Here is a 13617-nt window from a genome sequence, read left to right as displayed (position 1 = left end):
CCTATGCAGCGAGAGGGTCGGGTTGAGGTGGAGAGGCAATAAAACTCGTGCCGTCGGCCATGGGCGCCAGGCCCAGGTGCTCCGCCAGGCTCTGGCCGATGTCGGCGAAGGTCTCCCGCGCGCCCAGCGAGCCGGGGGCGAGCCCCGCGCCCAGCACCAGCACCGGCACCCGTTCGCGAGTGTGGTCGCTGCCGTGCCAGGTGGGGTCGCAGCCGTGGTCGGCGGTGATCACCAGCAGATCGTCGTCGCGCAGCCTGGCCAGCAGCTCGGGCAGCCGTGCATCGAAGGCCTCCAGCGCGGCGGCATAGCCCGCCACGTCGCGGCGATGGCCGTAGAGGGTGTCGAAGTCGACGAAGTTGGTCATCACCAGCGAACGCTCGCCGGCCTCCTCCAGGGCGGACAGGGTGGCGTCCATCAGCGCATCGTGGCCGCTGGCCTTGAGCGTGCGTGTCACGCCGCAGTTGGCGTAGATGTCGGCGATCTTGCCGATGGCGATAACCTCGCCGCCGTCGCTCTCGAGCTTCTGCAGCACCGTGGGCGCGGGCGGCTCGACGCTGTAGTCGCGGCGGTTGGCGGTGCGGGTGAAGTCTGCCGCACTCGCACCGACGAAGGGCCGCGCGATCACCCGGCCGATGTTGTAGGGCTCGAGCAAGCGCCGGGCGGTCTCGCACAGGGCGTAGAGCCGCTCGAGGCCGAACGACTCCTCGTGGGCGGCAATCTGGAACACCGAGTCGCCCGAGGTGTAGACGATGGGCTTGCCGCTGGCCATGTGCTCCTCGCCGAGCCTAGCGATGATCTCGGTGCCCGAGGCGTGGCAGTTGCCCAGCACGCCGGGCAGGTCGGCCTCGCGTTCGAGCGCCTGGAGCAGCTCCGGCGGGAAGCTGTCTTCGAGATCGAAGAAGTAGCCCCAGTCGAAGCGCACCGGCACGCCGGCGATCTCCCAATGGCCCGAGGGGGTATCTTTGCCCGAGGAGATCTCGCGGGCATGGCCGTAGGCACCGATCACCTCGGCTGGCACCTCGACGCCCTCGGCCCAGGCGCCGGTGCTTTCACGATGGGCGTGGAACAGTCCCAGCCGTGCCAGGTGGGGCAGTGCCAGCGGGCCCCTGCGCATATCGCTGTCGCACTGCCCGCGGGCGCAGGCGGCGGCAATATGGCCCAGGGTATCGGCTCCGGCATCGCCGAAGTCCACCGCATCCGGCGCTCCGCCGATGCCGAAGGAGTCGAGTACCAGTACGATGGCGCGAGTCATGGCGCCTCCCGACGCATCACGTCTTGAATGAGTGTAGGCAGTCTGACGTCGGCACCACCGACGTCGTTCACTTCGATGGCCGCATGCAGTTGGCTGGCGGCACGCTCGGCCTCCGTCTCGCTTCTGGCGTGGACCCAGGCCAGCGGGCGCTCGTCATCGACCATCTGGCCGAGGGCGGCGATACCGGTCAGGCCAACGGCATGATCGATGGCATCGTCAGGCGCACGCCGCCCGCCGCCCAACGTGACCACGGCGAGGCCCACCGCACGGGTGTCGATGCGCGTCACGCGACCGCTGCGCTCGGCATGCACGGGGCGCACGATTGGCGCCCGGGGCAGGTAGCGTTCGTGGTGTTCGAGCAGGTCGGTGGGACCGCCCAGCCCCGCTACCATGCGCGCGAAACGCTCGGCGGCGGCACCTGAGGCGAGCCGATCATCGAGCAGGGCCAGGGCGGCATCGCGATCGTCGGCCAGCCTGCCGGCCAGCAACAACTCGGCGGCGAGTTCGCGGGTGACGTCGAGCAGTCGGCCGCCGGTTTTTTCACCGGTGAGAAGCGCAATCGCCTCGCGCACTTCGACGGCGTTGCCGGCGCAAGGCGCCAGCGGCTGGCTCATGTCGGTGAGCAGCGCGGTGGTCGGCGTACCGGCAAGGCTCGCCACCTCGGCGATGGTCTCCGCCAGCTCTCGCGATTTCTCCTGGGTGGGCATGAAGGCACCGCTGCCGGCCTTGACGTCCATCACCAGGGCATCGAGGCCGCAAGCGAGCTTCTTGCCCAGTATCGAACTGACGATCAGCGGCAGCGACTCCACCGTGGCGGTGACGTCACGGATGGCGTAGAGCCGGCGGTCGGCCGGCGCCAGCTCGGCGGTCTGGCCGACGATGGCCACGCCCGCCTCGCGCACCAGAGTGCGAAAGCGCTCCCGCGGGGGAGCGATGTCGTAGCCGGGAATCGCCTCGAGCTTGTCCAAGGTGCCGCCGGTATGCCCCAGGCCGCGGCCGGAAACCATCGGCACGAAGCCACCGCAGGCGGCGATCCATGGGCCCAGCACCAGCGAGACGAGATCGCCCACCCCACCGGTGGAGTGCTTGTCGAGCACCGGCCCCGGCAGGCCCAGTTCCGAGCCCAGGCCGCGCCACGCCAGCACCTCGCCGGAGTCGCGCACGGCCTCGGTCAGTGCCACCGTCTCGGCGGCGTTCATTCCGTTGAGGTAGATCGCCATGGCCAGCGCGCCGACCTGGGCGTCGGACAGGCCGCCGTCGGCAATGCCGCCCACCAGCTCACGAATTGCCTCGACCGAGAGCGCCTGGCCGTCGCGCTTGGCACGGATCAGCTCCTGGGGAAGAGCACGGAAAGCCATCAGTAGCCCTCCGGCGAGTCTTTGTCTTGCCCGACACCCAAGGTCTCGAGCAGGCTGCCGAGCAGCCCCGAGGCACCGAAGCGGAAGTGTGCCGGCGTGATCCAATCCGCGCCCATCACCTGCTCGGCGAGGCGCAGGTAGGCGGCGGCATCCTCGGCGGTGCGCACTCCGCCGGCGGCCTTGAAGCCTACGTCGCTCCCGCTCGCCTTGATCGCAGTGAGCAGGATCTTGGCCGCGTCCAGCGTGGCATTGACTGCCACCTTGCCGGTGGAGGTCTTGAGGAAGTCGGCACCGCCGTCGATGGCCAGCATGCCGGCGCGCTCGATCAGCCCGGCCTCCTTGAGCTCGCCGGTTTCGAGGATCACCTTGAGCACGGCGTCGCCGCACTCGCGCTTGCAGGCGGCGACCAGCTCGCGGCCGACCTCGGCATCGCCGGCCATCAGCGCGCGGTAGGGAAACACCACGTCGACCTCGTCGGCTCCCGCGGCGATGGCCGCCCGGGTCTCGGCCGTGGCACGCTCGATATCGGCCTCGCCGTGGGGAAAGTTGGTCACCGTGGCCACCTTCACCTTGCCGGCCAGGCCCTGCTCGGCCAATGCCTCACGGGCAGTCCTCACGAAGGCGGGATAGATGCACACCGCCGCCGGGTGACCCGCCGGGGTATTGGCGCGGGCGCACAAGTCGCGAATGACGGCCTCGCTGTCGTCGTCGTTGAGGCTGGTGAGATCCATCAGCGCCAAGGCCTGGCGTGCGGCCTGCTGCAGTTCGGTCATGTCATTACCTATAGCGTACGGAGTGAGGTCGTGGCAGCCATCAGATCACGCCCCCCAAGGAGAGGAAGAAACCGGCGATGGCCGCCGACATCAGGTTGGAGAGCGTGCCGGCCAGCACCGCCTTGATGCCGAAACGGGCAATGTCGTGGCGCCGGCTCGGCGCGATGCTGCCCAGCCCGCCGAGCAGGATGGCGATCGATGAAAGGTTGGCGAAGCCGCACAGGGCGAAGGAGAGGATCGCCACGGTATGACCGCTCATGGCCTGGCCGGTATTGGTCACCATCGAGGTGCCCTCGACGTAGGGCGACAGGTTGATGAAGGCGACGAACTCATTGACCACCAGCTTCTGGCCGATGAAGGAGCCGGCCAGGGTCGCCTCCTCCCAGGGCACGCCGAGCACGAAGGCAAGCGGCGCGAACAGCCAGCCGAGGATCAGCTCCAGGCTCAGCTGCTCGACGCCGATCCAGCCGCCCACGCCGCCGAGCATGCCGTTGATCAGCGCAATCAGGCCGATGAAGGCGAGCAGCATGGCGCCGACATTGGCTGCCAGCCGCAGCCCCGAAGTGGCCCCGGTCGCCGCGGCATCGAGAATGTTGACCGGCTTGTCCTCTTCCTCGATGACCTCGTTGGCCTCTTCGACGTCGTCCACCGGCTTTTCGGTCTCGGGCATGATCAGCTTGGCGAACAGCAGCCCGCCGGGGGCGGCCATGAACGAGGCCGCGACGAGATACTCCATGGGGATGCCCAGCGCCGCGTAGCCGGCCAGTACCGAGCCGGCCACCGAGGCCAGCCCGCCGCACATCACCGCAAACAGCTGGGAGGGGGTCATGCGGGCGATGAAGGGGCGCACCACCAACGGAGCCTCGGTCTGGCCGACGAAGATGTTGGCCGTGGCCGAGAGCGATTCGGTGCGCGAGGTGCCCAGCGCCTTCTGCAGCGCTCCGCCAAGAATGCGGATCACCCACTGCATGATGCCGATGTAGTAGAGCACGGCGATCAGCGACGAGAAGAAGATGATCACCGGCAGCACCTTGATGGCGAAGACGAAGCCGATGTTGTCGACATCGGCCAGCCCGCCGAAAAGGAAGTCGATACCGTCGTTGGCATAGAGCACCACCTGGCTGACCCCGGCGGAGATGGTCTGCAACACCGCCTGACCGAACGGTACGTAGAGCACGAAGGCGCCGATGCCGGCCTGGATGGCGAAGGCACCGCCCACGGTTCGCAAACGAATGTCACGGCGGTTGGAGGAAAAGACGAGGGCGATGACGATCAGCGTCGCCATGCCGACCAGGCTCATGATGGCAGTCATGGGAGGGTCCTTCCGTTCGTGCTGGGTGGGCCGTGCATGGGCCGCACCCGGTTGGATGCACTTGGTTATAGTAGGAAGCGTATGGCGCTAACGCTAAGACGCAAAGACGCGCTAGATCATGCAAATGTTAAATCTATAACATTCAGTGTGACACTTCCAACATCCACGGAGCCAGACGCAACGAGGCCGCCACGCAGCGCGTGGCGGCCTCGTTGCAAGGAGGGATCGCTCAGTGACGTTCGGTCGGCGAGCCTTCCGGCATCACCTGCGCACAGGGCGCGATCTCAAGCTCGCCCGGCGCCAGCGTCGCTTCGCCGGCGCGCGCCAGGCGCGGAAAGCCTGGCGGCGGACGCCCCTCGAAGACTCGGTCGAAGATCTCCAGGGCCTGGTTCTCGGTGAAGATCCCTTGCCGCACCGATGGCCAGCTGAGGCAGTCCTCGCGACGCACCAAGGATGGTCCTCGGCGATGCGATACGTGCACCAGGGCCGGCACGCTAGCGTAACCAAGCACCGAGAGCACCGAGGCGCGGTGCTGGCCATTGGCCACCAGGAAGCGCACTTCGTCACCGCGCGCGAGCGTATCGAGCACGATGTGCTGGTGGAAATACTCCAGCCGCTGGGAGGCTTGGTAGCGGTACCCTTCCTGCAGTATGGCCCGATGCAGCGCGACCAGCTGGTTCAGGCGCCGCTCACCGAACCAGTCCGGCTTGGGCCCTACCTGACGCACCGCAGTCTCGGACACCAGCGACGACTCGGCGCCTTCGCCCTGCGGCGACAATTCGGCCAGAGTCCGCAACAGCTGGAGCTGGCGTACGTCACTCCATGGCATGAAGTCGCTCAGGGGCGGCACCCTCCTCAGCCAGGGGTGAGCGGTGTCCGACGACACACCCAGCGAGGCAGCCAGCGTCGACGGCTGCCAGTGCTGCCAGTAGGTCTCCAGACAACTTCCGCGATAGCTTCGGCACTCACCGTCCAGGTATTGGCGCAGGCTCTGCACATAAGGATGCAGCGAGTCGCGGCCGTAGGCGATACCGGTGGGTCCGAACCAACGGCAATCGGCCAGCCGACACTGGATGAGGCAAGGCAGGCCGCGATAGGCATAGAAGGCCTCCAGGGGGCCGACCGACTCCCGGCTCAGATCAGGGACGGGATACTGCCTGGGACCGACCCGCCGCCAGATCCGCCGGTACAGCCGCCGGCAGCGCTGGAGCGTCGTGGCGACCATGGTCGACATGGCTTGCCTCCTCCAGGGTATGTTCGACAGCCGAGGCGACCGCAGTCAGCTGCTCCGGTGTCTGGGCGGGATCGACCAGCAGCATCAGGCTGGTCTCGCCGAGACGCTGCGCTACCGGCAGCCGCGACGGCGGACGCAAGCCGGTGCCGTCGAAGGCACGCTCGCGGTAGATCTCGCTGCAGCCTCCGTGCAGACAGGTCACGTCAGCGGCCTGGATGGCCGCCACCACGGCATCGCGATCCCAGCCGGCACATAGCCGATCGGACTCGACGAAGGCGTAGAACTTGTACCAGGCGTGGCCGGCCTCGGGCGGCGGCTGCGGCACGCGCAGACCCGGCAAACCACCGAGCCGCTGGCTCAGGTAGGCCGCGTTCTCGCGGCGCCGTTCGAGCCATCGCGGCAGCTTGCGCAGCTGGCAGCGACCGATCGCCGCCTGCATCTCGGTCATGCGCCAGTTGGTGCCGAAGTCGTCGTGAAGCCAACGGAATCCCGGCGGGTGCACGCCCTGCACCGAGGTCCACGACTTGCCGTGGTCCTTGTAGCTCCAGGCGCGCCTCCAGACCGCTTCGTCATTGAGCAGCAGCATGCCTCCCTCGCCACCCGTCGACATGATCTTGTCGGTACAGAAGGAGAACGCGGCCGCGTCGCCGACGCTGCCGACGCGGCGACCGCGCCAGGTGGCCCCGTGAGCCTGGGCGCAGTCCTCGATCAACCACAGGTTGCAGGTATCGGCCAGCCGTCGCAGGCCATCCAGGTCACAGGGCCAACCGGCCAGATGCACCGCCACGATGGCTCGAGTCCGCGGGGTGAGTACCGCTGCCACGCTCTCGACGCAGAGATTGCCGGAGTCGGGATCGACATCGGCGAACACCGGCCGTGCACCGCGGGCCACCACGCAGGAGACCGAGGCCATGAAGCTGCGTGGCGTCACCACCACTTCGTCGCCAGGCCCAACGTCCAGCGCATGCAGCGCCAGCTCAAGCGCCACGGTGCCGTTGGCCAGGGCGATGGCATGCGGCACGCCATGGAAGGCGGCGAACTCCTCCTCGAAGCCTTGCCCCTCCCCACCGTTCCAGTAATTGACGCGGCCCGAGCGCAGGACACGCTCCACCGCCTCGCGTTCGTCCTCCTCATGGAAGGGCCATGCCTTGGGTTGAATCATTCCGGTTGCTCCTCGGATCGTGCTGCATTGCCTGAGGGAAAGAGCGTGTGCCAGAGGTAGCCCAGGTCACGGCCGAAGGACCAGTGCAGGACGTAGTCCCGGTTGAGCCGCACCTTGTCGGGAAAGATCACTTCGCGGTTGTAGCGCTCGGGGTCCGCCACGCCGGCCAGCAGGCGCTCCTCGTCGCGGTACTTGAGGGTGGCGGGGCCCGTGATGCCCGGACGCACGGCCAGGATCACCCGATCCTGCTCGTCGAGGCGATCGGCAAAGCCCGGCACGTCGGGTCGCGGACCGACGAAGCTCATGTGTCCGGCCAGTACGTTGAACAGCTGGGGTAGCTCATCGAGCTTGCTGCGTCGCAGAAGACGGCCGAACCGCGTGATGCGCGGATCGTCGAGCGTGGTCACGCTGGTCCCCGCCAGGGGGCGCATGGTACGCAGCTTGATCACGCGGAACGGCCGCCCGTCACGGCCGACCCGCTGCTGCAGGAAGAAGCCCGAGGCCCGGGTATCCCGTGCCGCGGCCCAGGCGGCCACGAGTATCAGCGGCAGCAGCAGCAGCAACAGCGCCACCGCCAGCATGAGGTCGAAGGTACGCTTGAGGAAACGCTGTGCCGGCGTCAGGCCAAGTTCGTGCGGGAGTGGCGCCTCGAGGCGCTGCTGGTACGGATGCATCTCAGCGCACCATGCCCGCTTCGACGGGATTGAGGCTATGCATGGTGATCCCCTTGGCGAGGTAGTAGAGCGCCTCGCCGCACAGCACCAAGGGGTCGTCGAGCTTGAAGTCGTCGTAGGCGTGCGCGCGGACCCCGTTTCCCCCCAGGCCATCGAGCAGCCGCCCGCGACGCAGCAGGTCCAGCCGGCGCAACAGGTCGCCCAGCAGCCAGCGCGACACCACGCCCCGTCGCGCCGGCCGGAAGTGGGCGCGGGCCACGGCCGGACTGCGAGTCTCGGCCAGGTAGAGCAGCCAGGGAAAGTTGACCCCGGCGCTCAACGCCAGGTCGATGGACCCCCACAGGCGCGGATTGATCTCGATGAAGGCGTGACGCCCGCTGGCAGGGTCGAACTTGAACTCCAGCATGGCCAGGCCATGCCAGCCCAGCGCATCGAGCAGGCGATGGGCATCGGCCTCCAGGGCAGGGTGCACGGCGCTGACGCGCAGGGTACTGGTACCGCCCGTGGCGATCTTCTCCTGCAGACGGCGATGGGTGAACGTGGCGATGCGCTCGCCGTACCAGTAGAGGCAGGAGACGCCCCAGCCGTCGCCGCCGACGCACTCTTGAACGATGGGAAGCCGCGCTGGATCCAGAGCGAAGTCGTCGATCATGCTCTCCAGCACGGCGGTTAGGGCCGCGCCGCCACGGGCAAAGCGCACCCCCTTGGAGCTGTTGCCGCGCCGCGCCCGCGCCACGTATTCGCGTGCGTCGTCGGTCCGTGCACCGGCTTCGGCCGGCGACCGGTAGTCGACGATCGGCGCCACCGGCACATCCAGGTCACGTGCCAGCCGGCTGATTCGATCCTTGTCGTTGACCCGTACCAGGTTGTCGTAGTTGGCCAGCGGCAGCGACACGCCGGCCGGCAACCGGCCCGCCTCGCGAGCCTGCGCCAGCAGCTCGCCCTCCTCGTGCCCGGGCAACAGCAGGCCGATGCGATGACGTTCGCACAGGGCAGCGATATCCTCGACGAAGCCCTCGGGATCGGCATAGGGCGAGCGATAGCGTCCGCGTCCCCGCACCAGGCGCGATGCCTGGCACATGCCCACTCTCGCCGTATCGGCGACGACCACCGGCACGTCCCGGCGCGCCAGGCCACGCAGTGCCGAATAGCTGCTGCGACACCAGCCATGAGTCAGCATTACCCTGGTCTCGTTGCCCATGCGAACCTCCTCATCTAGAGCTGAGTGATTTCGAGCAGCTGGCGGTTGACCCGGCGCACGTCATAGCGCCGCTCGACCTGTGCCAGGCTGGCGCGCGCCATGGCCGTCACGGTCGTTTCGTCGGCCTCGATCAGGGCCAGCATCGCGTCGGCCAGGGCGCGAGCGCTGCGCGGCTCGACCCGCCACCCGTTGATGCCCGGCTCGACCGTCTCGCGGCAGCCGGGCGAATCGGTGGTGATGATGGGCCGCCCGGTGGCCATCGCTTCGAGCACCGAGCGCGGGATGCCCTCGCGATACCAGGAGGGCAGGACGTAGCAGCGGCAGGCGGCCAGCGCCGCCTGAACCGATTCCAGCTTGCCCAGGTACTCGATGTCGCCGGCCGCCTGCCAGGCGGCGAGTTCGGCGGGCCGCACGCTGGACGGATTGGGGTCCAGCGCACCGGCGAGCTGGAATCGCGCCTGGGGGTAGCGCTCGTGGACGAGGCGGGCGGCTTCGACGTAGACACGCACGCCCTTCTCCACCATCAGCCGCGCCAACATCAGGAACACCGGCTCCTGGGGCAGCGGCCGGGGGGGAAAGAGAGCGGCATCGACCCCCGAGCCGTCGACGACCGCCGAGCGCGCCCCCGGCGCGAGCAGGCCGCATGCACGAAACAGCGCCTGGTCGTCGGGGTTCTGGAAGATGGTGGTGTGGGCATTGGCCAGCGAACGTCGATAGAGCCGGGTCAGCAGGGCATGCAGCAGAATGCGCTTCACACCGCGCGCCTCGGAAAAGGCGTAACCGAGCCCGGTGATCATCGGATGGAAGCGCACCCCCGGATGGTCATGCAGCGCCAACCCGGCGTAGATCACCGGCTTGGCGGTGTAGGCGATGACCACCTCGGGCGCATGGCGAGCTATCAGGGCGCGAATCGCCCGTGCGGTGCGCCAGTCCTCCAGCGGGTCGAGGCCACCCCGCCCGATGGCAAGCGGCTCGAAGGGAATCGACAGCGCCGCCAACTCGCGCCGCACTCCCTCGGCGGAGGCATCCGGGTGTGCCGCGGCGACGATGCGGTGGCCACGCTCGCCGAGCAGCTTCAGCAGCGGCCCGCGGAAATTGCTCAGCGAGCGGGCCGTGCCGCCGATCACCAGCACGCGTCGGCTGACGATCGGCAGCGCCTGCGCTGCGCCGCCGGCCATTTCGGTCATGCGCACCTGACGTCCTCCCCGACGGGGCGCTCCGCCGCGACAGTGGCAGGCCTTGGACGGAGCAGGTAGACCATGTGCGAGCGGTCCTCGGGGACCGGGTAGTGCCGCAGGCAGTCGAAGTAACGCCCGATCTCCGCGCTGACCCGCCGGCGCGAGGTCGCCGGCGAGGCATCGATCTGCCACAGCCCGCTACCTGAGGTGCGCCCTCGCCTCCGCTGCCAGGCCCGCTTGAGGGCCAGCGGCAACGGCAGCGAGAGCGTGAACGGCGAGGTGGAGGTAAGGCGCAGCAGGCAGTAGAGGCGGAAGTCGTTCACCGGCAGGGTCAGCAGGCAGTGCCTCTCGGTCAGCCGGGAGAGCATCGACAGCGCCTGGGGGAACTCATCGAACGGCAGGTGATGCAACACCCGCGAGCACAGCACCACGTCGAAGCGGCGCTCCGCCAGTGCCGGCGGGGGACGCAGGATGGAGCCGACATGGTCGGGGCGCAGGGCGGGGTTGATGTCCAGCGTCGTCACGCTCACCCCTTGGTGGCGCAGGTACGCGGTAACGATGCCGGAGCCGACACCGACCTCCAGCAGCGTGGCGGGGCGACACTCCTCGATCAGCTTGAGCTGATGCCAGTAGGCCAACATGCGCTGCTTGGAGTTGTAGCGCTGGAAACGGTAGTAGTCCCGCGACAGGCGTTCCGGAGATATCTGGATCTGGTTCATGGTGGCCCCGTCGTTGTTCGTCAGGTTGAGGAAGGGCGTCCGTGCTCAGGCGTGGCGTGGCATCGGTTGTTGGCTACAGGCGCGCAGGTGTGTCGTGATGCGCTCGCAGACTCGCCCGTCGTGGAGCGCCGCGTGGCGCGCGACGAAGCGCGCCAGGGCGGCATCGTGCTCGCCCGCCTGGACCGCCCGCCAGGCCGCAGGCAGTTGCTGCCAGCCTTCGATCACCGGACCCGGCGCATCGGCGAAGTAGTCGCCGTAGACACCGACGTCCTCGTTCAGGTAGCTCGCCAGGTCCGGCGCCATCAGTACGATCGGCCGGCGCAGGCAGGCGTAGTCGAACATCAGGCTGGAGTAGTCGGTCAGCAGCAGGTCGACGGCCGGCAGCAGCGCGTTAACGTCGGCAAAGCGCGAGACCGGCACCTCGCGCACGTGGGCCGAGCGGCGCTCGAGCGCCGCGATGCCGCTCATCTTCAGCGAGGCATGACCGCGCACCAGCAGCAGCAGGCGCTCGCGCTCCAGCCAGGGCAGCAGGGCCTCGAGCCGCTTGCCCTGGGCCACGTCGAGCCCGCCCTTGCCCTGCATGCGCAGCGTGGGGGCATAGAGCAGCACGCCAGCGAAGTTGCGGGTCTCGATGCCGGCGCCGCGCAGCAGCCCCTCGGCGTCCGTGCGGAAGGCATCCCAGCGCGGGTAGCCCAGCGCCACCACCCGCTCGCACGGCAACCCGTAGGCCGACATCATGCGCTCGCGTCCCACGCTCGACGCCACCAGCACCTGATCCGGACCGCGCTTGCCGGGCAGCAGCCGGCGCAGGTAGCGGTCGAACAGCCGAGTCGCGCCACCGATGCGCTGCGAACGGGCATGGGCATCACGCCCGAAGCGCTTGAGCGGCGTGCCGTGGGTGAGGTTGATCAGGGTGCCGCCGAGGGAGGCATGGGCGTTGACGTCCTCGGCGGAGTGCGTGACCAGAAACAGCCGTGCCCGCAGCGAGACCAGGATCCCCCGCAGCGAGTAGGCCATGGCGGCTTCCCCACCCTCCTCCTGCACCCGGCGCAGTACGTCGCGGCTGTGGGTCAGCCAGACGGCGCGCAGGTCGGGCTCGTGGGCATGGACGTGACGATAGAGAGCGCGGGCATTGTCGGCATACTGCTGGCCATGCCAGGCACCGAACACCCAGAGCCGGTCGTTGCGCGGGAAGCAGGCACCCAGGGCGCACAGCGGCAGCCAGGCGAGCTGCCACGCCAGGCGCGTCAGGTAATTGAGCATGGGAGACTCCCGGCCCGCAGGCCGATGTGAAGAGAGGTCAGCCGAAGTCCTTGCGCAGTGCCTCGAGCACGTCGAAGGCGTGCAGCAGATCCTCACGGGATACGCTGCAGAAGCGATTGAGCGAACGCTTCAGGTCGGTGGTCGAGACGCCCTCCGTGCGCGGCAGGTAGACCACCTCGCAGAAGCGGGCGAGAAAGTCGAAGTGTCCGCGCCAGTCCTCGCCGATGGCGAAGGTCGATACCCCGTAGCGCTGGACGTCGTCGATCTTCTGGTCCCAGTTGGTTTCGGGAATGACCTCGTCCACGTAACGAATGGAGCGCACGATCTCGGCGCGCTGCTCGAAGGGGATCAGGGTGCGCTTGCCCTTGCCGGCGTTGAACTCGTCGGTGGAGACCGCGACGATCAGCCGGCTCCCCATGCCGGCCAGACGGCGCAGCAGGTTCAGGTGGCCGATATGGAACATGTCGAAGGTGCCGTAGGTAATGACCGTCCCGCCCATCGTCTTCCCTCCCGCTCGTCCGAGCTTGTCATGTCGTCACTTCACCCAGCGCCTCAGCCGGTCGTAGTAGGGCTGAGGAATCAACAGCGTGGTGGCGTGGAGCCAGTGCCTGCCCTGCATCCCCAGATGCGAGAGCGCCGCCAGTTCCTGGCGTACCGGCTGACCCAGGCGCTTCTTCTCCACCGCCCAGGAGAGCACCTTGCGATTGATCGCGGCATGCAGTTGGCGCGCCTCCTCTTTGGTCAGCCGTCCCGCGTACTCCGCCAGCAGATCGACCCCGGGGTGGAGGTGCACCAGGTTGCGCTTGTCGCGAGTCACGCCGCTGTTCTCGAGCTGCCACAGACTGGTCACGCTGTTGCAGTAATGGATCGCGTCGAGTTCGCACAGCACCTTGAGCCAGAAGTAGACATCCCCGCCGCGCCGGTAGCGGTCGACCGGAAAACCGCCCAGCTGCAAAAAACGCTCGCGGCGGAGGCAGGCGCCGTTCATGTGGATGAAGTCGCTGCGGGCGAAGGCTCGCAGCGCTTCGCGGCGCGCCAGGCGACCGTCGGGCAGCCGCTCGAGCCGCGGCAGGGGCCGCCCGTCCTCCATCTTCTGATAGGCATTGACGAACAGCTCGATGCCAGGGTGGGCGACGATGGCCTCGTGCAGTCGCCGCAGATGATCGGGCCGATAGAGATCGTCGGCGTCGAGAAAGGTCAGCCACGGCGCCCGCGCCAATGACGCGCCGTGGTTCCTTGCGGCGTAGCCGCCTGGGCCTGGGCTGTTCCGCTGCAGCAGGGTGAGCCTGCCCTGCGCGGCGTGGCGCGCGAGTATCTCCATCGAGCCGTCCTGCGAGCCGTCGTCCACCGCGACGAGCTCGAAGTCCTGGCAGGTCTGGCCGTAGACCGACTCCAGCGCCGCCTCCAGCGAGGCGGCCTTGTCGTAGACCGGCACGATCACGCTAAAGAACGGCATGGCAAGCCTCTCCTCGATTGGAGCGGGGGAGTTTC

Annotated in this window: 13 protein-coding genes; all 13 read right to left on the bottom strand. The window is 68.2% G+C overall.

Going from position 1 to position 13617, the window contains the following annotated elements; all coding sequences use genetic code 11:
- Nucleotide 1: 1 nt before the first annotated feature.
- Complete coding sequence (locus tag KPL81_RS16050; RefSeq protein WP_219793044.1) at nt 2-1252, bottom strand: phosphopentomutase; 1251 nt, start codon at nt 1250-1252, stop codon at nt 2-4.
- Complete coding sequence (gene deoA, locus KPL81_RS16045) at nt 1249-2610, bottom strand: thymidine phosphorylase (protein ID WP_219793043.1); 1362 nt, start codon at nt 2608-2610, stop codon at nt 1249-1251. The genes KPL81_RS16050 and deoA overlap by 4 nt, the downstream gene beginning before the upstream one ends.
- The gene (gene deoC, locus KPL81_RS16040) at nt 2610-3383 is read right to left on the bottom strand and encodes a deoxyribose-phosphate aldolase (RefSeq protein ID WP_219793042.1); all 774 of its coding nucleotides are present in this window, start codon (nt 3381-3383) and stop codon (nt 2610-2612) included. The genes deoA and deoC overlap by 1 nt, the downstream gene beginning before the upstream one ends.
- A 40-nt stretch (nt 3384-3423) precedes the next feature.
- Nucleotides 3424-4695 carry a NupC/NupG family nucleoside CNT transporter gene (locus KPL81_RS16035; protein ID WP_209475421.1) on the bottom strand — a complete coding sequence of 424 codons (1272 nt, stop codon included), beginning with the start codon at nt 4693-4695 and terminating at the stop codon, nt 3424-3426.
- Between the two features lie 229 nt (nt 4696-4924).
- Complete coding sequence (locus KPL81_RS16030) at nt 4925-5929, bottom strand: hypothetical protein (protein WP_219793041.1); 1005 nt, start codon at nt 5927-5929, stop codon at nt 4925-4927.
- Entirely contained in the window at nt 5835-7091 is a 1257-nt protein-coding gene (locus KPL81_RS16025; RefSeq protein ID WP_219793040.1) for a DegT/DnrJ/EryC1/StrS family aminotransferase, read from the bottom strand. The genes KPL81_RS16030 and KPL81_RS16025 overlap by 95 nt, the downstream gene beginning before the upstream one ends.
- A complete protein-coding gene (locus KPL81_RS16020) occupies nt 7088-7765 on the bottom strand; it encodes a sugar transferase (RefSeq protein WP_219793039.1) in 678 nt (225 codons plus the stop codon). Before KPL81_RS16020 ends, KPL81_RS16025 begins: the two co-directional genes overlap by 4 nt.
- Before the next feature lies 1 nt (nt 7766).
- On the bottom strand, nt 7767-8966 hold the full coding sequence (locus KPL81_RS16015; RefSeq protein ID WP_219793038.1) for a carboxylate--amine ligase: 1200 nt from the start codon (nt 8964-8966) through the stop codon (nt 7767-7769).
- A gap of 14 nt (nt 8967-8980) precedes the next feature.
- Nucleotides 8981-10153, bottom strand: coding sequence for a glycosyltransferase family 4 protein (locus KPL81_RS16010; protein WP_219793037.1), 1173 nt, complete (start codon nt 10151-10153; stop codon nt 8981-8983).
- Nucleotides 10150-10863: a class I SAM-dependent methyltransferase gene (locus KPL81_RS16005; protein ID WP_209475395.1), complete on the bottom strand. Its 714-nt coding sequence runs from the start codon at nt 10861-10863 to the stop codon at nt 10150-10152. Before KPL81_RS16005 ends, KPL81_RS16010 begins: the two co-directional genes overlap by 4 nt.
- 45 nt (nt 10864-10908) lie before the next feature.
- Nucleotides 10909-12126: a CDP-glycerol glycerophosphotransferase family protein gene (locus KPL81_RS16000; protein ID WP_219793036.1), complete on the bottom strand. Its 1218-nt coding sequence runs from the start codon at nt 12124-12126 to the stop codon at nt 10909-10911.
- A gap of 37 nt (nt 12127-12163) precedes the next feature.
- Entirely contained in the window at nt 12164-12625 is a 462-nt protein-coding gene (locus KPL81_RS15995; protein WP_209475391.1) for an adenylyltransferase/cytidyltransferase family protein, read from the bottom strand.
- 36 nt (nt 12626-12661) lie between these two features.
- On the bottom strand, nt 12662-13582 hold the full coding sequence (locus KPL81_RS15990; protein WP_219793035.1) for a glycosyltransferase family 2 protein: 921 nt from the start codon (nt 13580-13582) through the stop codon (nt 12662-12664).
- Nucleotides 13583-13617 lie beyond the last annotated feature (35 nt).

The organism is Billgrantia antri (assembly GCF_019430905.1).
In the GTDB taxonomy this organism is placed as follows: Bacteria; Pseudomonadota; Gammaproteobacteria; order Pseudomonadales; family Halomonadaceae; genus Halomonas; species Halomonas antri.
The sequence above is the reverse complement of the archived record's forward strand: the minus strand, read 5'-3'. Positions and strand labels throughout refer to the sequence as shown.

What these genes read in the sequence shown, in the direction of transcription:
- KPL81_RS16050 (WP_219793044.1), bottom strand. Translation starts at nt 1,252, where the DNA reads ATGACTCGCGCCATCGTACTGGTACTCGACTCCTTCGGCATCGGCGGA.
- deoA (WP_219793043.1), bottom strand. Translation starts at nt 2,610, where the DNA reads ATGGCTTTCCGTGCTCTTCCCCAGGAGCTGATCCGTGCCAAGCGCGAC.
- deoC (WP_219793042.1), bottom strand. Translation starts at nt 3,383, where the DNA reads ATGACCGAACTGCAGCAGGCCGCACGCCAGGCCTTGGCGCTGATGGAT.
- KPL81_RS16035 (WP_209475421.1), bottom strand. Translation starts at nt 4,695, where the DNA reads ATGACTGCCATCATGAGCCTGGTCGGCATGGCGACGCTGATCGTCATC.
- KPL81_RS16030 (WP_219793041.1), bottom strand. Translation starts at nt 5,929, where the DNA reads ATGTCGACCATGGTCGCCACGACGCTCCAGCGCTGCCGGCGGCTGTAC.
- KPL81_RS16025 (WP_219793040.1), bottom strand. Translation starts at nt 7,091, where the DNA reads ATGATTCAACCCAAGGCATGGCCCTTCCATGAGGAGGACGAACGCGAG.
- KPL81_RS16020 (WP_219793039.1), bottom strand. Translation starts at nt 7,765, where the DNA reads ATGCATCCGTACCAGCAGCGCCTCGAGGCGCCACTCCCGCACGAACTT.
- KPL81_RS16015 (WP_219793038.1), bottom strand. Translation starts at nt 8,966, where the DNA reads ATGGGCAACGAGACCAGGGTAATGCTGACTCATGGCTGGTGTCGCAGC.
- KPL81_RS16010 (WP_219793037.1), bottom strand. Translation starts at nt 10,153, where the DNA reads ATGACCGAAATGGCCGGCGGCGCAGCGCAGGCGCTGCCGATCGTCAGC.
- KPL81_RS16005 (WP_209475395.1), bottom strand. Translation starts at nt 10,863, where the DNA reads ATGAACCAGATCCAGATATCTCCGGAACGCCTGTCGCGGGACTACTAC.
- KPL81_RS16000 (WP_219793036.1), bottom strand. Translation starts at nt 12,126, where the DNA reads ATGCTCAATTACCTGACGCGCCTGGCGTGGCAGCTCGCCTGGCTGCCG.
- KPL81_RS15995 (WP_209475391.1), bottom strand. Translation starts at nt 12,625, where the DNA reads ATGGGCGGGACGGTCATTACCTACGGCACCTTCGACATGTTCCATATC.
- KPL81_RS15990 (WP_219793035.1), bottom strand. Translation starts at nt 13,582, where the DNA reads ATGCCGTTCTTTAGCGTGATCGTGCCGGTCTACGACAAGGCCGCCTCG.